The organism is Brevibacillus sp. JNUCC-41, from assembly GCF_014844095.1.
Lineage (GTDB): Bacteria > Bacillota > Bacilli > Bacillales > DSM-1321 > Peribacillus > Peribacillus aracenensis.
Window position 1 is genome coordinate 3,039,883 of sequence record NZ_CP062163.1, and the last position, 25,313, is coordinate 3,065,195.

The window sequence follows — 25,313 nt, forward strand, 5'->3', positions numbered from 1 at the left end:
TGGTGTTTTTTCAGGGGAAACGTTAAAATAATAGAAAGTAAATCTAATTGGAAACAGAAACCTAGTCATGTTTACTAAAGTATTTCTGGTATGATGGATCTAGATATTATGTTGTAAGGGGGAAAAAGAGATGTCACTCCGTTTTTTACTGGGAAGATCGGGTGCAGGGAAAACTTCGAATATATTGGACGAAATTCGCTCCAAATTGGCAGAAGATCCCGAAGGAAATCCAATTATCTACCTCGTTCCTGATCAGATGACGTTTCTATCTGAATATAAATTAATTAAAACACCAGGCCTTGCCGGAATGATCCGGACACAGGTTTTTAGTTTTAGCAGGCTTGCTTGGCGCGTTCTTCAGGAGACCGGGGGGATGAGCCGGCTGCATTTGGACAGCGTTGGCGTTAATATGTTGATACGGAAGATCATGGATGATAAAAAGGAAGAATTAAAGATGTTTCGTCGTTCTGCTGATAAGCAGGGGTTCATTGCACAGATGGAGCTAATGCTGGCTGAATTCAAGCAGTATTGCATCCAACCTGATGACATTCAAAACTATTTGGCCGAAACCTCACAGGCCGGCAGCGGCATTCAGGATAAACTGCATGATCTTGAATTGGTCTATCAGGCTTTTGAGGATGAAATGGTTAACAAATATTTGGACTCCGAGGACTACTTCACTTTACTGATCGAGAAAATGGCTGATTCTTCCTATATAAGGGAAGCGGATATTTATATCGATGGTTTTTATAGTTTGACTCCACAGGAATTATTGATTGTGGAAGAAATGATCAAGCTGTGCAGGAGTGTAACGATCTCGCTGACGTTAGATCAGCCCTATAGACATTACGCTCCGGATGATTTGCAGTTGTTCAGGCAAACGGGAAATCTATATCATCACCTTTATCAGGCTGGATTGAGGAATGGCATACCGATTTCAGAAGATCGGATCTTAGAAGGAACTGAAAGATTTGGAAAGAGCCAGGGACTGAATCATCTGGAAACTTACTTTGCCATTAGACCTGCCAAAGCGTTAGATCAGTCGCCTGATGTAACGATCGCCCAGGCAGTTAACCGCAGAGCCGAGATTGAAGGAGTTGCCAGGGACATCTTGTCGCTGGTCAGAAAGAAACAGCACCGTTTCAGTGATATTGCGATTTTAGTCCGGAATGGAGAAGCGTACGCAGATATTTTACAGACCGTTTTTCGGGATTATCAAATTCCCTTGTTCGTCGATTCCAAACGGACGATGCTGAATCATCCTCTGATTGAGCTGATTCGTTCCACTTTGGAGATCATCAATGGCTATTGGCGTTATGAGCCGGTATTTCGTGCGATCAAGACGGAGCTTCTATTTCCGCTGCAAAATAACCACGATAGAATGCGCGAACAGGTAGATAAGCTGGAAAACTATGTGCTGGCCCGTGGCATTAAAGGAAGCAGGTGGACGTCCAAAGAACGTTGGACCTACCGGCGCTTCCGCGGACTGGAACTCGAGGACCGGAATCAAACAGATAAGGAAATGCAGCTTGAACAAGAGTTGAATGAGCTGAAGCAATTATTTACCGAGCCTATCTTGAAGCTCTCTAAACGTGTTAAAAAGGCTGTTAATGGCAGGGAATTGTGTGAAGCCCTTTATCTATATCTTGAAGAATTGCATGTACCGGAAAAATTGGAAAAGCTGAAACAAGAGGCAGAAGAAGCAGGTGATCTGGTATCGGCAAGAGAGCATGAGCAAACATGGAATGCAGTTGTCGACCTATTGGACCAATTCGTTGAACTGCTGAGCGGGGAAGAGCTTTCCCTGAAACAATTTGCAGTTATCATTGAAGCTGGTCTGGAGTCTCTTGAATTTTCTTTGGTACCGCCGGCAATTGACCAAGTATTGGTCGCTAATCTAGATTTATCCCGCCTGGATGATGTGAAGACAGCTTTTGTTATCGGCCTGAACGAAGGGGTTCTGCCAGGAAAAGCTGTATCTGATGGGATATTTTCAGATAGTGATCGTGAGGTGCTGCTGGCTGGTGGACTTGATGTTGCCCCAAGTTCAAAAGTGCGCCTGCTTGATGAGGAGTTTACAGCGTACAAAGCATTTACTACGCCTGCAGAGACCCTTTATTTATCATATCCGCTTGCCGATGAGGAAGGGAAGGCACTTTTACCCTCATCCTATTTGAAACGGGTAAGGGACGTATTGCCCAACGTGTCCGATGTGTATTATATGAACGATCCGTCCGATCTCCCTGCTGAGGAACAGGTGAAATATGCTGCAAATCATGATGTGGCCCTATCGTACCTGGCTGCCCAATTGCAGCTGAAAAAAAGGAACTATCCAATCCATTCACTATGGTGGGATGTATATAATGCCATTATGGATGATGAAACGGCCGGTCCTTCAGCAACTAAGGTTTTATCGAGCCTTTTTTATCAAAATAGAACAAAGAAATTATCTGGGGAAACAAGTAAGCAATTATACGGTGAGAGCATTCTTACAAGTGTATCCCGGATGGAAATGTTCAATAGCTGCCCGTTTTCCCATTATGCCGCTCATGGCTTGAAATTGCGGGAACGGCAAATTTTCCGTTTGGATGCTCCGGATATAGGCGAGATGTTCCATGGCGCGTTGAAAATGATTTCCGATTATTTAAAGGAACATGATATTCCTTGGTCTGCATTGACCCCGGAACAATGCTTGGAGCTGGCCAGAATTGCTGTGGAGAGACTTGCTCCTAAACTCCAAAATCAGATTTTGTTAAGTACGAACCGCCATCACTATCTACGCAGGAAACTGGAACATGTGATTGGACGGGCCTCTATCGTATTAAGTGAACATGCAAAGGTGAGCGGTTTTGCCCCAGTCGGATTAGAACTTGGATTCGGAAAAAATGGCGAGCTTCCCCCACTTTCTTTCACGTTGAAAAACGGTACGAAGATGGAATTGATCGGGCGGATTGACCGCGTGGATAAAGCGGAAGAAGATGAGGGTGTCTATTTGCGTGTGCTCGATTATAAGTCGAGTGAAAAGGAACTGAACATGAGTGAAGTGTATTATGGACTCGCACTGCAAATGTTGACATACCTAGATATCGTCGTCACCCATTCCAAGTCGCTAATAGGAAAAGAAGCGATTCCAGCCGGCGTTTTGTATTTTCATGTGCATAATCCCGTTGTTAAATCAAAGGGAATGCTCAGTTTGGATAAAATTGAAGAAGAAATTTATAAAAGTTTTAAAATGAATGGACTTGTACTAGATCATTCAAATGTCATTCAGATGATGGATACCTCGCTTGATATTGAAAATTCGGGTAAGTCGGATATCATTCCAGCCGGATTTAAAAAGGACGGATCCCTCCTTGCGGCTTCCAAAGTTGCCAGCAGGGAAGAGTTTTCGCTTCTGAATCATCATGTGCGCCGTATTTATCAGGAAGCTGGTGATCGAATGGTCGATGGTGATGTGGATATAACGCCATATAAATTAAAGGAAAAAACGCCGTGTACCTTCTGTTCCTTTAAATCTGTATGCCAATTCGACCAGTCACTGGAGGAAAACCAATTCAGGAATTTGGCACAGAAGAAACAAAATGACGTTCTTGAGCTATTAAGGGGGGAGGGAGAGAACGATGAGTAAAACGAAAATTCCTGCTCTGCCAGGAGATGTGACTTGGACGGAAGATCAATGGAAGGCGATATGGGCTAAAGATCAGGACATTCTGGTTGCGGCTGCTGCAGGTTCAGGGAAAACAGCGGTGCTGGTCAATCGGATTATTCAAAAAGTCATTTCCGAAGAAGATCCAATCGATGTTGATGAACTGCTCGTCGTTACATTCACCAATGCCTCGGCTGCCGAAATGCGCCATCGGGTAAGTGAGGCATTGGAAAAAGCGATCAATGATAATCCGCATTCACAGCATTTGCGTAAGCAGTTGAGCTTGATTAATCGTGCTTCGATTTCCACACTTCATTCCTTTTGTTTAGAGGTGATCAGGAAGTATTATTATCTGACTGATATCGACCCGGGCTTCCGGATTGCAGATTCTACTGAGATACAGCTGCTCCGTGATGAAGTGATGGAAGAGCTTTTCGAGGAGCAGTATGGCCAAAGTGACAATGAAGAGTTCTTTAATTTGGTTGATGCCTTCACAAGCGATCGAAACGATGATGCGCTTCAGAATATCGTTCGATCGCTGCATGATTTTTCGCAATCGAATCCAGATCCGGCCCGCTGGCTCGATGGTGCTGCTAGCATGTATGAGTTGGCAGATGATGATGGAATTGATGATCTTTCGTTTATCGATTCATTGAAGTTCGATATTGGCTTGCAATTGGACACTGCCAGGGACTTATTGGAACGCTCGCTTGCGTTGACCAAAATCCCTGGAGGTCCGGCACCAAGGGCTGAGAACTATATAGCTGATCTTGCCCTGGTTGCTAAACTTTCGGAAGTGAAGGACCAATCCTGGAACGCTCTTTATGAAGAAATCCAAAATGTGAAATTTGGTACGGCAAAACGCCTTACTGGTGGAGATTTTATCAAAGAAGTTACGGATGAGGCTACCAAGTATCGAGATAAGGCGAAGAAGATCATCAAATCGTTACAGGAAGAGTTATTTTCCCGTAAACCGGAAAGCTATCTGCGGGATATAAGGGAACTCAAGAGCTATGTCGATACACTTGTAATGCTTGTTAAACAGTTTGACGATCGTTTTTTTGCTGCAAAAGCAGAAAAGAACTTGGTGGATTTCGCCGATTTGGAACATTATTGTCTTCAAATTTTGACAGGGGAAACTGTGGATGGTGAACGAAAACCTTCAGCCGCAGCCGTAGAATACAGGAACCAGTTCAAAGAAGTACTCGTAGATGAGTATCAGGATACGAACCTTGTCCAGGAATCCATCTTAAAGCTGGTGACGGCTGATGGCGAATATAATGGGAATCTTTTCATGGTTGGCGATGTCAAGCAGTCCATTTACCGGTTCAGGCTTGCGGAACCGAATCTCTTCCTTGGAAAATACACACGTTTTACCCATGATGGTGTCGATTCCGGACTGAAAATTGATTTAAACCGCAATTTCCGGAGCCGTAAGGAAGTTCTCGATGGGACCAATTTTCTGTTTCAACAGTTGATGGGCATTACAGTCGGCGAGATTGATTATGATGAAGATGCCCAATTGAAAAAAGGTGCCCCATATCCCGAAGACGATCCAAATCCGATTGAACTTCATTTAATCGATGGAACAGCCGATCCGGAAGCTCATTCGGAAACGGAAGGATCGGATGGCGGGTTTGAAGCCGAGGAGCTTGAAAAAGCACAACTTGAAGCAAGGCAGATGGCCAAGCTCATCAAAAAGGCTATAAGCGAAAAGCATCGGATATATGATACGAAAACCAAAAGGTACCGATCTGCCACTTATCGAGACATGGTCATTCTTCTTCGTTCGATGCCATGGGCACCGCAAATCATGGAGGAATTTAAAAAGCAGGGCATTCCGGTATATGCCAATTTATCGACAGGGTATTTTGAAGCGACCGAAGTGGCCATCATGATTTCCTTATTGAAGGTGATAGATAACCCGCAACAGGATATCCCATTGGCATCCGTTCTCCGTTCACCTATCGTCGGGCTGGATGAAGAAGAGATGTCACAGGTGCGTTTATTCCATACAGGAAGTTATTACGAAGCGCTAGCTGATTTTTACAGGAAGAGTGACCCGGAAGAACATCCGGGGCTTTATGAAAAAGCCTCTGCTTTTTATAAAAAACTAGTGAAGTGGAGGAAGCTTGCCAGGCAGGAAGCATTATCGGATTTGATCTGGCTACTATACCGCGAAACGCAGTTTTATGATTTTGCAGGTGGGATGCCGGGTGGCAAACAGCGTCAGGCCAATTTAAGAGCGCTCTATGACAGGGCAAGGCAATATGAAGCAAGTTCTTTCCGCGGTCTGTTCCGTTTCTTGCGTTTTATAGAAAGGATGCAAGAACGTGGGGATGATTTAGGTGCAGCTCGGGCTTTAGGGGAACAGGAAGATGTGGTCCGGCTGATGACGATTCACTCCTCAAAGGGGCTTGAGTTCCCGATTGTGTTCATTGCCGGCCTTTCCAAGCAATTCAATATGATGGATTTACGCAAGGCCTACTTACTGGATAAGGATTATGGCTTTGCGGCAAAGTATGTGAATTCCGAATTACGGATCACTTTTCCATCCCTCCCTCAATTGGCTTTCAAGAAAAAAAAGCAGCTTGAATTAATTGCCGAGGAAATGCGTGTCCTCTACGTGGCGCTTACAAGGGCTAAGGAAAAGCTATATTTGATTGCCAGTATCAATGATGCTGAAAAAACGCAGCAGAACTGGGAAAGCAATGCGGCACATGGAGAGTGGCTATTGAAGGACTATGTCCGGGCAGGTGCAAAAAGTTATCTTGATTGGATTGGTCCATCCCTTGTCCGACATCGGGATTCTCTTGGTGCTGCAGGTCTTGGCTTGGAAATGGAGTCGCATCCATCGAATTGGTCCATTTCCGTCATACCAAGTGAAGAGCTTGCTGTTCTGGACGAGGAAGAGGCACTGGTTCAAGAGCAAATGCTTGATCATGTCCAGAAATCGGAGAAGGTCGGTATTACTTCCGAGTTTTATGATGATATCAAGGAACAGCTGGAATGGGAGTACCCCGGACATGATGCAACGGTGTATCGTTCCAAGCAATCCGTTTCAGAACTAAAACGGCAATATGAACTCAAGGACGAGCAAAGCTCCACAGAGTTGTTGCGTAAATTTAAACGACCTATCACGAAGCGGCCGACTTTCATGCAAGAAAAGTCACTGACCCCTGCTGAAAGGGGTACGATTACACATTTAGTCATGCAGCATATCGATCTATCTAAAGAGATTACCATTCATTCGATTCAGGAATTGATCGTTGATTTGATTCAACGTGAGTTGTTGACGGAGGAACAGAAAGAAGCTGTGGACCCTGAGACGATCGTCGATTTCTTTGACACTGAAATCGGGCAAAGAATGCAGAGGGCCGGGAACATTCGCCGTGAAGTGCCATTTACGATGTCGTTGCCTGCAAAGGAAGCTTACAGCGATTGGGCAGCTGGAGATGAAGAGATCCTTATTCAAGGTGTAATTGATTGTATCTTTGAGGATGAACAAGGTCTTGTGCTCCTCGATTATAAAACGGATACCATCACTGGCCGTTTTGCTAGCGGGTATGAAGGGGCTAAAGAGATTCTTGCCGATAGATACCGGATGCAGCTTCAGCTTTATACGCGGGCTGTTGAAGGGATAATGAATAAGAAGGTAACCGGCCGTTACTTGTTTTTCTTTGATGGCTCGCATATATTGGAAGTATAAGAGAGAAGGAGTGTCCCATTGATGTGGGACGCTTCTTTTTGGTTGAATAAACAGAATAGTTTGAAAAGGCATAAATGCTTACTATATACTAGTGGAGAAAAATACCTTTTTAAAGGAGTAGAGATGAGTATGACGAGTGAGATCAAGAGCAAGGGATACTTTGGTGAGTTCGGTGGAAGCTTCGTACCGGGTGAGCTTCAGGAAGTTATGGATATTTTGGAAACGGAATTCCTGAACTATAAGGATGACCCGGAATTCATTGAAGAGTTTCAATATTATCTGAAAGAATATGTCGGACGTGAAAACCCGTTAACACTTGCAAAGAATTTAACGAAAAAGGTTGGCGGGGCAAAAATATATTTGAAGCGTGAGGATCTGAATCATACAGGTGCTCACAAAATTAATAATGCGATTGGACAAATCCTGCTCGCCAAACGGATGGGTGCTAAACGAATCATCGCAGAAACGGGCGCTGGTCAGCATGGTGTGGCGACTGCTACAGCATGTGCGATGTTTGGCATGGAGTGTGTGATCTATATGGGTAAGCTGGATACGGAGAGGCAGGCATTGAATGTTTTTCGGATGGAATTGCTGGGGGCAAAGGTCGTAGCGGTCGAAAAGGGACAGGGTCGATTGAAGGATGCCGTTGATGAGGCATTGAATGATTTGGTGCAAAACTATGAGAATACTTTTTATTTGCTTGGTTCAGCAGTGGGCCCACACCCATATCCAACGATCGTTAAGCACTTTCAATCAATCATAAGTGAAGAATCAAAGCGCCAGATCCTTGAAAAGGAAGGAAAGCTGCCAACTGCCATCATTGCTTGTGCAGGAGGGGGAAGTAATGCAATTGGTGCTTTTGCTCATTATATCGATGAAGAAAACGTCCGTTTAATTGGTGTAGAGCCAAGTGAAGCACCAAGTATTTCGCAAGGTGTCCCGGCAGTATTGCACGGATTCAAAAGTTTGACGTTAGTGGACGAACAAGGGGAACCAAAACCGACATTTTCCATAGCAGCCGGATTGGATTACCCAAGCGTAGGACCCGAGCACAGTTTTTTGAAAGATAGCGGACGGGCGGAGTATGTAACGGTTAAAGGGGAAGAAGCTCTTGAGGCTTTTCAGGTAGTATCCAAAGCAGAGGGAATCATTCCAGCTCTCGAAAGTTCACATGCTCTAGCCCACGCCATGAAGCTCGCAAAAGAGTTAACAAGAGATGATATACTGATCGTCAATTTATCAGGCAGGGGAGACAAAGATGTCGAGCAAGTATTTAACATGTTAGAAAAATAGGCCGAATTTAAAAGCCTCCCTGGAAAGGGGAGGCTTTTTCTTAGACTAATTATTCCCTGTAATGGGCTGGTCGACCCCATTGACATCAAGGACATTGCTACCATTCAGGCCATTGGCCGTAAAAACGATGGCAGCTGTGTTAGATGAACCAGATCCGGCGACAGATTTGCTCGAAGATTTTGGCGAAATAACGGCTGCATCCCCGAATAGCAGGTTTCCTTCCGCGATATTGAATATTTGGACTGGACCGACAATAGCTGGCATATGAATTCCTCCTTTAAAATTTAAGTGGTATCGGTTGAACCCTCAATTGGTGTCTCTTCGGGTTTTTTAGGAATCTCCCGAATGTGTTTCACTCTTGATTCCATACGTGCATGGCCTACGTTCCCCACACCGACAACAGATGAAGATGATACCCCGATTATGTCGACGTTGCCAACACGAATAAAGGGATTCGGATTTGAAAATCTTGATATGACGGGTTCATTCGATCTAGGGATATAAATTGGTTTCTTAAAAATGTCATAGTCTTCGAAATGAACATCCACTGAATCGAAAGTTTCGCTTTTCTTCTGGATTGCCAAGGCAAATGATTTTCCGTCAATATAAGAACAGTCTCCAATCTGCATGGTGGAGCTAAAAAGAATTGTCTGGGTAGATATAGACTTTACTTTGGACATTCTTGAAAACATCTCTTTTATCCTTTTGGAGCAAATGGGACGACTGGTCCGATGATAAGGGATTCCGGCGGTGTATCGAATGCGGAAGATAGTTGGACCGTTTGCACATCCCCTATTAGAAATAAAGCAGAGCTTGCTACACCGATAACTTTAATTTCACCTACGCAAAGCTGGTGATTGGTTACATTAAACTCCATTTGGATTTCCTCCTGTCTCGGCTTGTGAATGGGTTATGAATTGAAATAGTGCGGTTTGAATATCGGATTTTACCTTTTCCCTGATCATTTCCTTGATATTATCCCTTTGCTGCGGCGCACGTTCCGCGTACGAAAGATTATCGAAATACATATTGATTCGTTGATGCAGCTGGCGTTCGACGTCCTGCTTAATAAAGTCATGATAAGAGGGTTCCAATGATATTTTCAGTTGGTTTTCCGCATCGTGAATCATATTTTCCAAGTCTGAAAGTATATCGTTGTGAATTTCCTCGACGAGGATCTCCCTGCCTGGAAATAGGTTAGGGGCAGGTTGAACAGGTTGGTTGTTAACGGCAAATTCGTCAATGTTGTTTAGATCAGTTGGATTTAAACCGATATTCAATGTACCATCCAGAGATTCGACCTTTAACTGATCGAATTTATATTCAATTCTTTCTACATGGATTGGCGGTTTGTTTTTTAGTTCGGCAAGTTCATCCGTCAGGCGTTTGAGTTCGTGTTCAAGTTTCATGATCCGTTTATCCTGGGCTTCAAGAAAACACTGCATTTGTATGGAATATGAATATAGATCCTGATTCACGATTCAACACCCCACCTTCACAATAAAATAAATTTTCATTTATGACAGTATATGAAAAAGTTGGATGTAGGTGAATGCCTATGATTTAGGACGATTAAATGGGACGAAACTGGTTACTGGGGTTACATCAGCTGCAACTCCAGGAGCAGGCTCAGTGAATCCACCGGTATTGGCTAATGTGGAATATGGTTTAATTACCCCGGCACTTCCTATTTGAAAAACGGATGAATTGGCGATGCTTTGAATTTTTATCATATTGATTTGTATGGTCTGGTGAATATTAAAGATCATGTTTACTCCTTTCTTAAAAACATTAGAGATTTAAGACCAGTGGCTGATCAATACCATCTGTATCATTTGTATTTGTGGTGCTATAGGCATTATATAGGGATATGGATTCACCTGTATTAAACGAGCCAGCACCCGAAAAAGTTTTTGCAATGGAATATGGACTAATTTTAAAGACGTCACCAATATGGACAATTCCACTGTTACTGGCATTGATGACTTGAACGACTCCTACGATGGCCGGCAAGAAAATCATCCTTTTTTTATTCTGGTTTTTCCCTTGAATCTCAGGCCATGAGCCTATCACTGAAGGGAGTTTCAATGTATTGTATGTTGACTCATGATTGATGTGATTCATCTGCCTATCAATATATTGTTATATAACAATGGTAAATGTTATTGAAATCCCGATAACAGATATGGTAATATAACACTAATTCAGAATATTCAAATAAAATTAGAGGTGAGGAAATGAATGTACCATTAGTTTTATCGCATTTCTTGGATCGGGCAGCCTTACTATATGGCGATAAGAAAGCCATCATTGGAGATGACAAGGTTTTAACATACTTAGAGCTGAACGGCCGTGTAAACCAGCTTTCGAATGGTTTAAGGGACCTTGGAGTCAAAAAGGGTGATAAGGTGGCATATTTGGCACCTAACTCAATTGAAATGCTTGAAGGCTTTTATGGTGTCTTTCAGCTTGGGGCAGTAATCGTTCCATTGAATATCCGTTTGAGGCCTGCCGATTATGTATTCATTTTGAACCATAGCGAGTCAAAGGTCCTTTTCGTAGATCAGGAATTGTATCATCTAATTTCCCCTGTCAAGGATGAACTTGAATCGGTGGAGCACATAATCGTTCATTATAAAAATGAAGAGATCAATGAAACCGATTACAACCATTGGCTGGAAGGTTATGATAACAAGTGCTTCAACCGGGAGTCCGTGGATGAAAATGATGTTTCGAGCCTCCTTTATACTAGCGGGACCACAGGAAATCCCAAAGGGGTGATGCTGACTCATCGGAATAACTATTTACATGCCCTGGGTGCGATGCATCATTTCAGGGTCAATGACCGCGATACATATTTGCATGTACTGCCGATGTTCCATGTGAATGGGTGGGGTGCCCCATTTTATTATACGGCAAATGGCGCCACTCAAGTTTGTTTGAGAAAAACCAGCCCCGAAATGATATTTGAGGCATTGCAAAAACATAAGGTTTCCATAATGCATATGGCACCAACTGTTCTGAATTCCCTGTTTCAATATTATGAACGGAATGTTCCGAATATCGAGCAGGATATCCGAATCGTCGTTGCGGGTTCCGCACCGCCTCCTGCATTTGTTACAAGGGTGGAAAAAGAGTTAGGCTGGGAATTCATTCAAATTTACGGAATGACTGAATCAACACCGGTTAGTCTGATATCGCTGATTCGTTCTGAATTCGATGATCTTTCGGAAAAAGAAAAATACAGAATGAAGGCGAAAGCCGGTTATCCCATCATAGGCAGTGAGGTAAAGGTCATTCGTGACAATGGTGAGGAAGTGGCCCATGATGGCGTGGATATCGGGGAGCTCATCGTCCGCAGTCATGGAGTGATGTTAGGTTATTGGAAAAATGAAGAAGCGACAAGACAGACACTGATAAATGGATGGCTGCATACAGGGGATATGGCCACAATCGATGAAAATGGCAATGTTGATATCGTTGACCGCAAAAAGGATATCATCATTAGTGGCGGAGAAAATATCTCTTCCATAGAGGTGGAAGGAATACTCTACGAACATCCTGACATTCTTGAGGCGGCAGTCATTGCCGTTCCGCATGAAAAGTGGGGAGAGACGCCGCATGCCTTCATTGTGCCAAAAACGGGCGTGAAATTAACGGAGGATGATATAAGGACCTTTACACGAGAAAAACTAGCTCATTTCAAATCAGTTACCAGTGTGTCGTTCGTCGATGAACTCCCAAAAACGGCATCAGGGAAAATACAAAAAATCCATCTCCGTAATGATTACTGGGAATCTAAGGGGAAAATTGGCAGATTCGTTAATTGAAGCTCGCTAACGCTGTTCAGAAATGATCAGCGTTTTTTCTGTTGCCCTTTAACTTTCGTTTTTCATATTAAGCTAGGAAAAGTAACGCATGCCATTGTAGGATAAGGACGGCCATTTTAGGAGCACTGGAATTGGAATTTGTTTCGATAAAAAGCTTCCTGTTTAACGATAAAGTGTTACTATTATAAAATATTTCAAATTATTTTGATTTTTATTTTTCATCATGTTGATTTTAAGAGTTTTGGATTGTGGGGAGAGCATTGAAACGTATTCATTATAGCTGGGTTATTTTAATCATAACCTTCTTCTCGATTATTGTAGCGGGAATCGTTAGGTCATCATCGGGAGTATTCATCGTACCATTTGAAAGTGAGTTCGGGTGGGACCGGTCCGTCATTTCTTTAGCCTTCGCCATAAGTCTTTTTCTTTATGGATTATCGGGTCCATTCATGGCCGCTCTAATTGAAGTGCTTGGATTGAAGAAAATGATGGTATTGGCCATGTCCACTTTATTGGCAGGGATTTTCCTCACTTTTTTCATGGAGCATGAGTGGCAGCTCATTTTAATTTGGGGAATCATCATTGGCTTGGGTTCTGGAGTGTTTTTAACGGTCTTGAGCCCATATGTGGCAAATCGTTGGTTCGAGAAGAGGCGTGGGCTGGCGGTCGGGATACTGACGGCAAGTACAGCCACAGGCCAGCTCATTTTACTTCCGGTTTTAGCCATCATCATTGAGAATTATTCATGGAGGTGGGCGATCGGATTAATATTGATCCTTAGCTTGATCATGCTGGCAATCATCCTTTTATTCATGAAAAACAATCCGATGGAAGTTGGCACTCTTCCATATGGATTAGAAGAGGAAAGTCAGGAGGCAGTTATAGTCCGAAAGAAGAACCCCATTGCCATGGCTTTTCAGTCATTGATTGAAGCAGTGAGGGTGAAGGAATTCTGGTTATTGGCAGGGAGCTTTTTTATATGCGGACTTTCAACTAGCGGGTTGATCGGCACACATTTCATTTCTTACTGCATTAGTTTTGGTTTACCTGTTGTTACGGCAGCATCAATGCTATCTTTCATGGGAATTTTTGATTTAATTGGTACGACTGTATCCGGGTGGTTATCAGATCGTTTTGATAACCGTTGGCTGTTGTTTTGGTATTATGCTCTAAGGGGTGCTTCCCTCGTATTACTTCCATTTGCGCTAAATGAAGGCTCAATCGGTCTATTGATCATCTTCTCCGTTTTTTATGGCTTGGATTGGATCGCCACCGTTCCTCCGACCATAAGCATTTCACGACAAGTCTTTGGCGTGGAGAAAAGCGGGATTGTATACGGTTGGATATTCGCCGCCCATCAGGTGGGGGCAGCAGTGGCGGCGTACGGTGGAGGGCTTATCTTCAAAATATTCAATTCCTATACATGGGCATTCTTCCTTGCAGGAATCTTTTGCTTATTGGGCAGCTTGTTTGTCATACTGATAAAAAAGCAAAAAGCGGTCACGAAAGTTAAAGATAGTGCAATGGAGTTATAGAAAAGATGTTAAATCCGTATGGATGAAAGGGGGTGCACCCTATGAGGGGCACAATGGTGCCATTGCAGGAAAATAAACGGATCGTAAGCATCGATGTTTTACGTGGATTAGCCATTTTAGGTATTTTTTTAGTGAATATGCCTTCTTTCCACTCTCCGCTCTTGTACATAGATGGTGAAGAGCGGTGGTCAGGGGGATGGGACAGGATTTTGTACAGATTCAGTGATATTGTCGCACAGGCCAGCTTTTATCCGTTATTCGCCTTTCTGTTCGGTTTCGGGGCAATCATACTAGCTGTAAGGGCTGAAGAAAAGGGCATTTCATTTCCTTTACTATATATGAAAAGGCTAAGTTTCCTGCTGATACTTGGATGCTTTCATGCCTTTTTCATTTGGCATGGGGACATCCTCATTAATTATGCTGTATTTGGGTTTGCCTTTTTATTTTTTTATAAAATGAAGGGCAGGAATTTAATTCTACTAGGCTCGGTTTGTTATGTCCTGCCTTTTGCGATATTGGGTTCACTATTTCTTATATTGGGCATTTTTGATAGGGAAGGGATGGCAATAACGACTGATTCGGCGATGATGAAACAGTCTTTGGAAGTTTATCAATCTGGTACATTAGCGGACATAATGAGTCAAAGGGCACTGGATTGGTATATGGTGAACAACCCTTATAATGCCATTATCCTTTTTTTATCGATTTTTCCGTTTTTTTTAATTGGTGCAGGCGTTGCAAAACAAGGCATTCTCCAAAATCCAACCCAATATAAACGACAATTGAAAATGATTTCGATTGTAAGCTTGTTATTGGGCATGTCAATTAAGATTCTGCCATATGTGACGGTTTACCATTTTGGTACGATATTCGTGCAAGATTATTTGGGAGGACCATTACTTACGATTTTTTATATCACGGCAATTGCGCTTTTGGCGGAACAGGCAGGGGCTTTCCGCCTCTTACATCCGCTTTCGTATATCGGAAGGATGTCGATGAGCAATTACTTGTTCCAATCGATGGTAAGTACGGCCATTTTTTATTCATATGGACTTGGTTTATATGGATCCGTCTCTTATACGACAGGATTTGTTTTCTTAATAGCCCTGTTTTGCCTGCAAATTCTGCTTTCCTTAATGTGGATGGGGCTGTTTAAATACGGACCGGTTGAATATATATGGCGTTTGGTTACATATGGTAAAAAACCGGTTATGCGCAGGTAGGGACCTATTAAGAATATATGTAAATGATGTTCATTAAATTGTTGGTTTTTACCCATTCAAGTAGATCCTTAGTTTTGTTTTTTTGTAAAAGCCTATGATATGATGAAGATGAAATGGAAACTGAACGAGGGGGCAAAAAAATGACACATATGCATATTACGGCTTGGGTTATCGGAATCATTCTTTTCTTTGTCACATATTCGATGCTTAAAGGTGGAAATCCGAAAGCGAAAATGCTACATATGATAACACGGTTGTTCTATCTATTGATTTTCCTGACTGGCGGAATGCTGATCACTGATTTTGGTGCTTACGCAGTAAAAATGATTGTTGGAATCATCGTGATTGCGGCGATGGAGATGGTGCTGGTCCGTACGAAAAAAGGGAAAAGCACAAGCGCCATGTGGATATTGTTCATCGTAGCGTTTGTATTCGTCCTTTATTTAGGGCTTTCGCTGCCACAAGGAATGGACTTTTTCTAATGTAGAATTGAAGACGGGTAAATGAGGATATCTCATTTACCCGTTTTCTTTTACCCATTATTGTGAATTCACTTTCTCAATGACGATCCTTTTTCCAGTGTTCAGGGTGAATTCAAAACGATCGTGATCCTTTTTCCCATAAGAAAAGTGGTGTTGGACGAGGCATATTTGACTCTCGTTATCAAAGGTGAAGAAATTAACGCCGGACTGGTTAGGGACTGCCCTTAAAAAGGTGAGCTGGTTATAACTATATATACAATCATAAATAGAAAAATCAAGTGAATTCAATGTCGTTACAAATTGGAAAAAGGAATCATCGTTCAATTCTTCCAATAAGCGTTCAAAAGAGTAGAGTAGTTTTTTGCGTATCCGAATGGGCTCATTTTCCCTTAAGAAGGTAATTTCCCGGTGAAGCAGGATTTTCCCCTCTTCTTCAACTACTCCTTGCTGCCAGCGCCCACCCCTGTACACTTCAATGATGCTATCAACGTGGTCTTCAATGGAGCAGGCCTCATCTGTTTCATCATCGAAAAAAATCCATTGTTGATTGATATTTTCCACTGTTCCTTCGGTAAAAGCTCTTGTTTGCCTGTTCATTAACTTGATTCGTTGTTGCTGACTCATACATATACCTCCAATAGTGGAATCCTCACCTACTTTTTAGTCAAAATCCAATGAAAATATAACTGTATATTTTAAAATATTATGGACAAATAACCATCTTTCCGTCTTTGCATAGGCTATGTTTAAACAAGGGATGCTTTGCTCAACAATTCATTAACAACGCCGGGCGATGTGGGCAGGGTAGTCCTACGGAATAGCTGATCGATACTTAGGGACTGTAAATCTTTTTTAAGACAGGGAGCCAATATATTTTTGTTGGTCCGGATAGAAAGGATGAAGTGTAAAATGTGTGGGATAACAGGCTGGGTGCATTTTCAAAAAGATTTACGGACAAAAACGAAAACACTGGAAAACATGACAAAAACGTTGGCAAAGCGGGGGCCAGACGAAGAAAATGTTTGGAGCGAAGCCCATGCAGCCTTTGGTCATAAACGGTTAACGGTTGTCGATGCGGAAGGCGGAAAACAGCCGATGACGAAAAATCACGAAAACGGCAGATATACACTTTGTTATAATGGTGAGCTATATAACACCGAGGATATTCGTAAACAGCTATTATTAAAAGGATATTCCTTTAACGGTCATTCTGATACAGAAGTTTTACTAACTTCTTATATGGAATGGAAAGAAAAATGCATTGACTTGTTCAATGGGATTTTTGCATTTGCGATTTGGGATGAAAAGGAACAGAAATTATTCGTTGGAAGAGATCGCATGGGGGTAAAACCATTCTTTTACGCGGAAAGGGACGGCGGGTTCATTTTCGGATCGGAGCTTAAGGCCATCCTGGCCCATCCGGATGTTAAAACGGAGATTGACCGCGAAGGGTTGTCAGAAGTTTTTGGTGTTGGCCCATCCCGAAAGCCAGGTTCAGGTGTATTTCATAATATCCATGAATTAAGGCCTGCCCATGCGCTTACCTTATCAAGGAAAGGCCTCCGGATTTGGAGATATTGGAATGTGAAAAGCGAAGAACATCGGGATACTCTTGATGAGACGACCGATAAGGTTCGCTTCCTTGTCGAAGATGCAGTCACACGGCAACTTGTATCAGATGTTCCTCTTTGTACCTTCTTATCGGGAGGGCTTGACTCAAGCGCGATAACAGCCATTGCGGCTAACGCCTATCAAAAAGAAGGAAAAGGCCAGCTTCATACCTATTCCATCGATTATGAAGATAATGAGCGCTATTTTAAGGCAAATGATTTTCAGCCTAACTCTGATGGGTATTGGATTAAAAAGATGTCGGAGACCTTTAACACGGTTCACCATTCATCGATCATCACCCAAGAGCAGTTGACGGATTATTTAACGGAAGCTGTCCTTGTAAAGGACCTCCCGGGCATGGCGGATGTCGATTCTTCTTTACTTTGGTTTTGTAAGGAAATCAAACGGGATTTTGTCGTAGGCCTATCCGGCGAATGTGCGGATGAAATTTTTGGAGGTTATCCTTGGTTTCATCGTGAGGATGATTTGAATCGTGCTGGTTTTCCATGGATGAGATCGACCGGGGAGCGGGCATCTTTATTAAAAACGGAATGGCGTGAGAAATTGAAGCTGGAGGAATATGCGCAGGAAGCTTATTTGACCACCCTTGCCGAAACGCCTAAATTGGAAGGGGAAAGCGGTGTGGCAGCAAAACGGAGAGAGCTTTTCTATATGAACTTATTATGGTTCATGACGACGCTCCTTGACCGGAAGGACCGGATGAGTATGGGGGCAAGTTTAGAGGTGCGCGTGCCATTTGCCGACCATCGCCTAGTTGAATATGCATGGAACATTCCTTGGGAAATGAAAATGGAAGGCAACCGTGAAAAGGGTATTCTAAGGAAAGCGTTGGAGGGGCTGTTACCTGATGAGGTATTGTATCGTAAAAAAAGTCCATATCCAAAAACCCATAACCCTATATATACAGACCGTGTGCAGGCGTGGTTGAAAGACTTACTTACGGATAAAAATTCGGTCCTGCATGAGTTTTTCGATAAAAAGAAGCTAACCGATATAGTAGATTCCAAGGGTGCCGCCTTTAAAGTGCCGTGGTTCGGGCAATTGATGTCAGGTCCACAGTTGCTCGCTCACTTGGCACAAACCCATGTATGGTTCAAAGAATATGATATCCAAATAATCGATTGAAAAAAACGGGGCGGATGATTTTCATTTGCCCCGTTTTCATTGCCTCAATAATTGAATGAGAGAATTTTATATTGATAACCACCCAATTCAAATTTACCTTCCTGTGTGGTTTCTTTTGTTCTTAAATCGGTTAGTGTACGTCCTTTCAAATCAAAAGGAAGGGTAAAGGATTGCTGGACATCCGTCGGATTAATGAGGATCACGACAGAACGTTCTCCATTATACTTTTGGTAGGCCACGATATTTTCGTTGCCGGCTGTATTAAGGAATTGGAACTTTCCATCATTGGCAAGTAATCTTTCTTCTTTTCGCAAGAGAATCAATGTCTTAATTTCATTGAAAAGCTCGGTATTTTGTTTTTCTTCTTCCCAGACCATGCATTTTCGGCACCCTGGATCCATGCCTCCGGTTAAGCCGATTTCATCTCCATAGTATATACAAGGGCTGCCATTGAATGTCAAAAGAATTGCGTGGATGAGCTTGGCACGAGCTAGATTTTCACCGCAATCCGTGAAAATCCGCGGTGTATCATGGCTTCCAAGAAGATTGAATGTCACGTCAAAAACATTGGTAGGATAACTGTGATAGATGGCTGTCATTTCTTCCGTGAACTCCCGTGCATTGATGGTTTGTGATGCGACCAAGCGAAAAACTTGGTTGGTAAACGGGTAATTCATGACAGCATCGAACTGATCGCCGCGAAGCCATGGCATCGAGTCATGCCAAATTTCCCCAAGAATATAAAGGTCAGGCTTTATATTTTTCACCGTTGTTCGAAATTCACGCCAGAATGGCTGATCGACTTCATTTGCCACATCGAGCCTCCAGGCGTCTATATCGAACTCCTTAATCCAATAAGCCGAGACTTCGAGCAGATATTCTTTCACCTCCGGATTCGCAGTATTCAATTTTGGCATCGATTCAAAAAAACCGAATGTTTCGTAATTGGGCCTTTCCCCTCCCTTAAGAGGAAAGCTGTGCGGGTGGAACCAATCCTTATATTTCGATTTCTCCCCTTTTTCGAGTAAATCCTGAAAAGGGGGGAAGTAGTAGCCGCTATGGTTAAAAACGGCATCAAGCATGACCCGGATATTCCGTTTGTGGCATTCGGTTATTAGTGTTTTCAATGTTTCCTTCGTTCCAAATTGCGGATCGATACTCCGGTAATCAATTGTATCGTATTTATGATTGGAGTAGGCATGGAAGATTGGCGTGAAATATATTCCGTTGATGCCGAGATTCTCAAGGTAATCCAAATGTTCAATGATTCCTTCGAAGTCCCCGCCAAAAAAATTATCCACGGCCGGTTCTTCACTTCCCCAAGGTATCACACCTTCCGGATCATTGTCGGGATTTCCGTTCGCGAATCGTTCAGGAAAAATTTGATACCAAATTGTATCTTTGACCCATTCCGGTGCCCCGAAAACTTCATTTTGATGTAGATAGGGAATCGCGAAATAGCTTCCCGGATCTCGGGGGGGTTCTTTAAAGAAACCTTTTTCCGTGTAAATGGCACTTTCATCTTCCGAGGATACTTTGAACCCATATCGAATTCTTCGGTAGGGAGGCTTCACATAGATATGCCAATAATCATAACGGTTATCGCTGCCTGATAAACTCATGGGAAGTTCTTGGTACTGCCACTGACCATCATTATCTGAAATGTATGGATCCCCAAAGATCAATCCAGCTGAGGAGATATCTTGTTTTTTCGTACGTAGGCGGATATGTAGGGTTTCAGTGTTGATGGTATAGCCGTAATTGTCATTAGGTCTATGGTGTATAGATGAAAATTCCATTACAAAACCACTCCAATTCTATATGTATTTGGGGATGTGAAAAAGGAAACCTTCCAGCTGTTTATGAGGGGGGGGCACCATGAAGTTGCACTGAGCCAGGCTAAGTGTTTTTCAATATGGTTATATACCCGATTTCAATTGAAAGAAGCACTTATTAACTAAAAAATAACAAAAAGTGTTCATCACTACAAGGAAATAAATACAACGAGGAAAATGTTGTAAAAACCAAAGGCGTTCATATAATGATAACAATAGCTTTGGCATCGCTTTCATTAAGTGGCTTTCTTTGAATGAATGAACTGAAAAACAGTATTATTTGGTGCTTTTGGACATGATAGAATAAACATTTTAAAAAGGAGAATGAAAGTGAAGAAGTTGATTTTTCATTTGTTCATGTCCATGTTTTTTATCGTTAGTGTAAGTGCTTGTGGTACCAGTTCAGATTTGGAAAATGAGGTAGTGAAAGAAAATAAGAAAAAAGAAGACGAAGCAGCCAGCAATGAAGCGAAGCCGGAAAAATTGATCATTTGGGAGGAAAAAGGTAAAGCAGAGGCCCTAATGCCGGTTATTGAAGCTTTTGAAAAGGAATATGGAATCAAAGTTGAGCATGAAGAGCTTGAAATAGATTCCGAGATGTATGAGAGGCTTCGAAGTGATGGGCCAATCGGAAACGGAAAGGCCCCGGATGTCGTAACTTTTTCTCATGAAAAAGTCGGGCAAATCGTGAAGGAAGGCTTAATTCAGGAAATGAAGGTGAAAGATGAGGTATTGAACGCCTTCATTGAACCTTCAATTAGTGGGGAGATGTACCAAGATAAGGTATTTGGATTGCCTAAATCGGTAAACACATCCGTATTCATTTATAACAAAAAACTGATGGCTAAGGCTCCTGAGACGATGAATGCCCTTTATAAAATGGCGAAGGAATTAAGAAAGGATAACGTGCATGGTTACTATGCCAAATGGAATGATTTCCATGATTCTTATGGAGTGATCGCTGGAATGGGAGGTTATATTTTTAAAGATAAGAATGGAAAACTGGACCCTTCCGACATTGGTTTGAATAATAAGGGTGCCATAAAAGGGGCTGCTTACATCCAAAAATGGTATAGGGCGGGTTTGATTCCTAAAGGTGACAAGGCAGCGAGCGAGAAGTTGTTTGTACAAGGGAATTTGGCTTCTATCATGAGTGACGGTGACTCATTTAACGGGCGAAAGGATACAGGAATTGCCCCCATGCCCAAATTGCCAAATGGCCAGCCAATGAAAACGTTGATGGAAATCAAAGGCTGGCATGTAACAGCATTCACAAAACATCCTTATTGGTCTACTAAGTTAGTTGAATATTTGACAAATGATGATAATGCAATGCAGCGTTATGACTTAACAGGAGAAATCCCTCCTAATAAATCAATCAAACACAATGCCGCCAACAATGAAAATGAAAGGGCACAAGCCATAAGCATACAATTACAATACGCTGAACCAGTGCCGAATATACCGGAAATGAATAGGGTATGGGGACCGATGAATGCCGCCATGGATGAAATAAGCACTCAAAAAGCAAAACCAAAAAGGGTCTTGGATAAAGCGGTTAAGACGATAAAAAAAGAACGTTGATCGTGTTCTGATTTTCTTGATTCGGTAACCATGACCAGTACCCCCAATTTGTCCCTTTAGTGTAAAGTTTTTTATAAATTGGATTTGACGTTAAGGGGTCAAAAGGCTAATCTTAAAGGCGTAAAGAGATAGCTAGGAGGAGAGCGGATATGAGAAAAAGAGTGTTATCACTCGCTTTAATTCCGTTGCTTCTTTTTTACGCCATTCCAGTAGGAGCAGCTGAAAAAGAACAACGAACTTGGAAGGATGAAATCGTATATTCATTATTGGTCGACAGATTTTTCGATGGGAATACTCAAAATAACGGAGACGCGAACGTGAATGACCCTTCCACGTTTAATGGTGGGGATTTCGAGGGTGTCACGAAGAAACTGAATTATTTAAAAGATATGGGTTATACCGCTATCATCCTTTCACCGATTTTCGCTAATGATAAAAATGGCTATCATGGCGATTGGGTGGCAGATTTCTATAAGACGGATAAACATTATGGGACATTGAAAGAGTTTAAAAAACTCGTGAATGAGGCACATAAACGCAATATGAAGGTGATCATTGATTTTCAAGCAAATAATGTGGGTCCTGACTCCACGTGGCTGACTGATCCAAAAAAACAAGATTGGTTCCATGAAGAAAAAAAGATTTCCCAGGACAGTAGCCAAAAGGATTTGGAAACAGGCTGGGTCGATGATCTTCCAGATTTGAATCAAGATAATGAGGAAACAAGGAAATATTTACTTGATGCTGCCAAATGGTGGATAACGGAAACTGATATTGATGGTTACCGTATAAATAAAGTCCAATACGTAGCAAAAGATTTTTGGAAGGAATTTGTGGATGCAGTCAAATCTGAAAAATCAAATTTCTATACAATCGGCGATGTACAAGGTGATGCCGATTTGATATCAAGCTACAAGAAGACGGGTATCGATGCTTTTATGGCTTATCCACAAAATGCTGAGCTACGGGAAGCATTTGCTGCACCCGATAAAGAATTGAAGCCTGTTTTTAATGCGTTTGAGAAAAGCGAAGATGAATTAGGGGGCACTGCCCAGCAGGCATTATTCATGGATACACAGGGAATGCCCCGTTTTACAAAGGATGCAGCGGACCATAACGAAAATCCAGGTTCCAGATGGAGAATGGCGCTGTCGTATCTATATACGATGCCAGGGGTGCCAATCGTATTTTATGGATCGGAAATTGCCTTGAATGGGGATATTGCCCCGGATAATCACAAGTTGATGAATTTTAAGACCGAACAGGAATTGGTGGAATATATAACAAAGCTTTCTGAGCTCAGAGACATGTACCCAGCGTTGGTTAAGGGGGATATGGAGCTTTTATATGAAAAAGGTGGAACTTCGGTATTCAAGCGTGTATATGGTGATGAAACGATTGTCGTTGCCATGAACAATACGACTGAAACTCAAATGATAAACCTTACTGATAAGGAACTTGAAAGAAATAAAGAGTTGAGAGGTATGCTGAATGGGGATCTGGTCCGCAGTAAGGACAACAGTTACTCTATCGTAATCGACCGGGAGACGACGGAAGTATACACACTGTCACCTAAATCGATTATTAATATTCCTTACCTGTTAGTCATAGGATTGGTTCTTCTTATTTTTGGTATATTCATTGCATTGGTTATTAAGCGTTCAAAACGGAACCAACCAAAATAATCATATACCTCTCGATTGTCGGTAGCCGCCAAACATTGTCCCTAAGGCTTTGTGGAAAACAGGATCGGGAGGTTACAGCATGAATAAGACCTGGTGGAAAGAAGCGGTCTGCTATCAAATATACCCGCGCAGTTTCATGGATAGTAATGGTGATGGAGTCGGTGATATAAAAGGGCTGATTTCAAAGCTTGACTATTTGCAGGAATTAGGGATTGATGTTATTTGGATTTGTCCGTTTTATAAATCGCCCAATGCGGATAATGGCTATGATATTAGTGACTATCAAGCAGTTTCCAATGAATTCGGTTCAATCGAAGATATTGATCTGTTATTGAAAGATGTTCATGGACGTGGGATGAAGGTGATACTCGATCTTGTTTTGAATCATACAAGCGATGAGCACCCCTGGTTCGTAGAGTCACGTTCGTCCCGCGATAATCCGAAACGGGATTGGTATATATGGAGGGATGGGCAGGACGGTCGTGAGCCAAATAATTGGGAAAGCATCTTTTCCGGAAGTGCCTGGAAATTCGATGAAAGGACCAATCAATACTATTTACATTTATTTGCCGAAAAGCAGCCAGACTTAAACTGGAAAAATACTGATGTACGAAAGGCATTATATGAAATGGTCAATTGGTGGCTAGATAAGGGAATCGATGGCTTCCGGATTGATGCGATCACGCATATTCATAAGCGTGATGGCCTTCCGGATATGCACAATCCTTATTGGCATCAGTACGTACCAGCGTTTGAAATGCACACCAATCAGGACGGGATTCTGGATTACCTTCAGGAGTTGAAAGAAGAGACTTTCTCTAAGTATGATATCATGACGGTCGGTGAGGCCAATGGCGTCAGGATTGAGCAGGCGGAAGAATGGGTCGGGGAATCGAATGGGAAGTTCAATATGATCTTTCAATTTGAACATCTTGGGCTTTGGAATAGGGGTCAGAATCACGACGTTGATGTTCAGGGGTTAAAGCGCACACTGACCAAATGGCAAAAGGGGCTGAAAAACAAAGGATGGAATGCTTTGTTTTTTGAAAATCATGACCAGCCAAGAAGTGTATCAACTTGGGGAAATGATCATCAATACTGGTTGGAAAGCGCAAAGATGATTGGGGCTCTATACTTTTTCATGCAAGGCACACCTTTTATTTATCAAGGCCAGGAAATTGGCATGACGAATGTCCAATTTGATTCGATTGATGATTATGATGATGTAGGAATGAAAAATTTTTACCGGATAGAGACCTCCAAAGGTCGTCCGCATGATGAAATCATGAACATTATCTGGCATAGCGGCCGGGATAATTCACGAACACCGATGCAATGGAATGATATCGAAAATGGCGGTTTCACGAAAGGAACACCTTGGATGAGGGTTAATTCCAATTATCGAGCCATTAATGTAGAACAGCAGAAAAATGACCCCTCATCCATTTATCATTTTTATAAAAAGATGATTGATCTTCGAAAAAAACATCAGGTCCTTGTTTATGGCGAATATGAATTATTATGGGAAGACCACCCTGAACTTTATATTTATACAAGAAACATGAATGATAATTCAGTTATGGTAGTATGTAATTTTAGTATGAATCACCACCAAGTCGACCTCTCTTACTGGGGGGAAATGGAACTTTTGCTAGCTAATTATGAGGATTGTCCTGAGGTGTCCCTTATTGATTTACGTCCATATGAAACGAGGGTTTATCGTTATTAATTGGT

At 42.3% G+C, this 25,313-nt stretch carries 19 protein-coding genes; 11 read left to right on the top strand and 8 right to left on the bottom strand.

Going from position 1 to position 25,313, the window contains the following annotated elements:
• The first annotated feature begins 130 nt into the window (after positions 1 to 130).
• The 3 genes from addB (at position 131) to trpB (ending at position 8,648) form a co-directional block, all read left to right on the top strand.
• A complete protein-coding gene (gene addB, locus JNUCC41_RS14795; RefSeq protein ID WP_192203662.1) occupies positions 131 to 3,628 on the top strand; it encodes a helicase-exonuclease AddAB subunit AddB in 3,498 nt (1,165 codons plus the stop codon).
• Complete coding sequence (addA, locus tag JNUCC41_RS14800; RefSeq protein WP_192203663.1) at positions 3,621 to 7,355, top strand: helicase-exonuclease AddAB subunit AddA; 3,735 nt, start codon at positions 3,621 to 3,623, stop codon at positions 7,353 to 7,355. The genes addB and addA overlap by 8 nt, the downstream gene beginning before the upstream one ends.
• 129 nt (positions 7,356 to 7,484) lie before the next feature.
• Positions 7,485 to 8,648 carry a tryptophan synthase subunit beta gene (gene trpB, locus JNUCC41_RS14805; RefSeq protein WP_370662579.1) on the top strand — a complete coding sequence of 388 codons (1,164 nt, stop codon included), beginning with the start codon at positions 7,485 to 7,487 and terminating at the stop codon, positions 8,646 to 8,648.
• Positions 8,649 to 8,693: 45 nt separating this feature from the next.
• On the opposite strand, the gene JNUCC41_RS14810 is transcribed toward trpB, so the two are convergent.
• From JNUCC41_RS14810 to JNUCC41_RS14835, 6 genes are all read right to left on the bottom strand, one after another.
• The gene (locus JNUCC41_RS14810) at positions 8,694 to 8,912 is read right to left on the bottom strand and encodes a spore germination protein (protein ID WP_192203665.1); all 219 of its coding nucleotides are present in this window, start codon (positions 8,910 to 8,912) and stop codon (positions 8,694 to 8,696) included.
• Positions 8,913 to 8,932: 20 nt separating this feature from the next.
• Entirely contained in the window at positions 8,933 to 9,328 is a 396-nt protein-coding gene (locus JNUCC41_RS14815) for a spore germination protein GerPE (protein ID WP_192203666.1), read from the bottom strand.
• Positions 9,329 to 9,345: 17 nt separating this feature from the next.
• Positions 9,346 to 9,525 (bottom strand): spore gernimation protein GerPD, encoded by a 180-nt coding sequence (locus JNUCC41_RS14820; RefSeq protein WP_192203667.1) that lies wholly within the window; start codon positions 9,523 to 9,525, stop codon positions 9,346 to 9,348.
• Positions 9,515 to 10,126, bottom strand: coding sequence for a spore germination protein GerPC (gene gerPC / locus JNUCC41_RS14825; protein ID WP_192203668.1), 612 nt, complete (start codon positions 10,124 to 10,126; stop codon positions 9,515 to 9,517). Before gerPC ends, JNUCC41_RS14820 begins: the two co-directional genes overlap by 11 nt.
• A gap of 78 nt (positions 10,127 to 10,204) precedes the next feature.
• Positions 10,205 to 10,417 (bottom strand): spore germination protein GerPB, encoded by a 213-nt coding sequence (locus JNUCC41_RS14830; protein ID WP_192203669.1) that lies wholly within the window; start codon positions 10,415 to 10,417, stop codon positions 10,205 to 10,207.
• A gap of 22 nt (positions 10,418 to 10,439) precedes the next feature.
• A complete protein-coding gene (locus tag JNUCC41_RS14835) occupies positions 10,440 to 10,661 on the bottom strand; it encodes a spore germination protein (RefSeq protein WP_192203670.1) in 222 nt (73 codons plus the stop codon).
• A 224-nt stretch (positions 10,662 to 10,885) separates the two neighbouring features.
• Here JNUCC41_RS14835 and JNUCC41_RS14840 point away from each other — a divergent pair, with 224 nt between their 5' ends.
• The 4 genes from JNUCC41_RS14840 (at position 10,886) to JNUCC41_RS14855 (ending at position 15,718) form a co-directional block, all read left to right on the top strand.
• Complete coding sequence (locus JNUCC41_RS14840; RefSeq protein ID WP_192203671.1) at positions 10,886 to 12,478, top strand: long-chain-fatty-acid--CoA ligase; 1,593 nt, start codon at positions 10,886 to 10,888, stop codon at positions 12,476 to 12,478.
• A gap of 260 nt (positions 12,479 to 12,738) precedes the next feature.
• Complete coding sequence (locus JNUCC41_RS14845; RefSeq protein ID WP_192203672.1) at positions 12,739 to 14,013, top strand: MFS transporter; 1,275 nt, start codon at positions 12,739 to 12,741, stop codon at positions 14,011 to 14,013.
• Between the two features lie 41 nt (positions 14,014 to 14,054).
• Entirely contained in the window at positions 14,055 to 15,236 is a 1,182-nt protein-coding gene (locus JNUCC41_RS14850; protein ID WP_192203673.1) for a DUF418 domain-containing protein, read from the top strand.
• A 140-nt stretch (positions 15,237 to 15,376) separates the two neighbouring features.
• Positions 15,377 to 15,718: a YisL family protein gene (locus JNUCC41_RS14855; protein ID WP_192203674.1), complete on the top strand. Its 342-nt coding sequence runs from the start codon at positions 15,377 to 15,379 to the stop codon at positions 15,716 to 15,718.
• A 57-nt stretch (positions 15,719 to 15,775) separates the two neighbouring features.
• On the opposite strand, the gene JNUCC41_RS14860 is transcribed toward JNUCC41_RS14855, so the two are convergent.
• A complete protein-coding gene (locus tag JNUCC41_RS14860; protein WP_076367203.1) occupies positions 15,776 to 16,342 on the bottom strand; it encodes a DUF2777 domain-containing protein in 567 nt (188 codons plus the stop codon).
• A 285-nt stretch (positions 16,343 to 16,627) separates the two neighbouring features.
• Between JNUCC41_RS14860 and asnB the strand changes: the two genes are divergently transcribed.
• Positions 16,628 to 18,475 (top strand): asparagine synthase (glutamine-hydrolyzing), encoded by a 1,848-nt coding sequence (gene asnB, locus JNUCC41_RS14865; protein ID WP_192203675.1) that lies wholly within the window; start codon positions 16,628 to 16,630, stop codon positions 18,473 to 18,475.
• Positions 18,476 to 18,519: 44 nt separating this feature from the next.
• On the opposite strand, the gene JNUCC41_RS14870 is transcribed toward asnB, so the two are convergent.
• The gene (locus JNUCC41_RS14870) at positions 18,520 to 20,274 is read right to left on the bottom strand and encodes a glycoside hydrolase family 13 protein (RefSeq protein WP_192203676.1); all 1,755 of its coding nucleotides are present in this window, start codon (positions 20,272 to 20,274) and stop codon (positions 18,520 to 18,522) included.
• Between the two features lie 366 nt (positions 20,275 to 20,640).
• Here JNUCC41_RS14870 and JNUCC41_RS14875 point away from each other — a divergent pair, with 366 nt between their 5' ends.
• The 3 genes from JNUCC41_RS14875 to JNUCC41_RS14885 all read left to right on the top strand — a co-directional run bounded on the left by JNUCC41_RS14875 (position 20,641) and on the right by JNUCC41_RS14885 (position 25,308).
• Positions 20,641 to 21,894: an extracellular solute-binding protein gene (locus JNUCC41_RS14875; RefSeq protein ID WP_228467337.1), complete on the top strand. Its 1,254-nt coding sequence runs from the start codon at positions 20,641 to 20,643 to the stop codon at positions 21,892 to 21,894.
• A 149-nt stretch (positions 21,895 to 22,043) separates the two neighbouring features.
• Positions 22,044 to 23,579, top strand: coding sequence for an alpha-amylase family glycosyl hydrolase (locus JNUCC41_RS14880; protein WP_192203677.1), 1,536 nt, complete (start codon positions 22,044 to 22,046; stop codon positions 23,577 to 23,579).
• Positions 23,580 to 23,658: 79 nt separating this feature from the next.
• A complete protein-coding gene (locus tag JNUCC41_RS14885) occupies positions 23,659 to 25,308 on the top strand; it encodes a glycoside hydrolase family 13 protein (RefSeq protein ID WP_192203678.1) in 1,650 nt (549 codons plus the stop codon).
• The last annotated feature ends 5 nt before the right edge of the window (positions 25,309 to 25,313 follow it).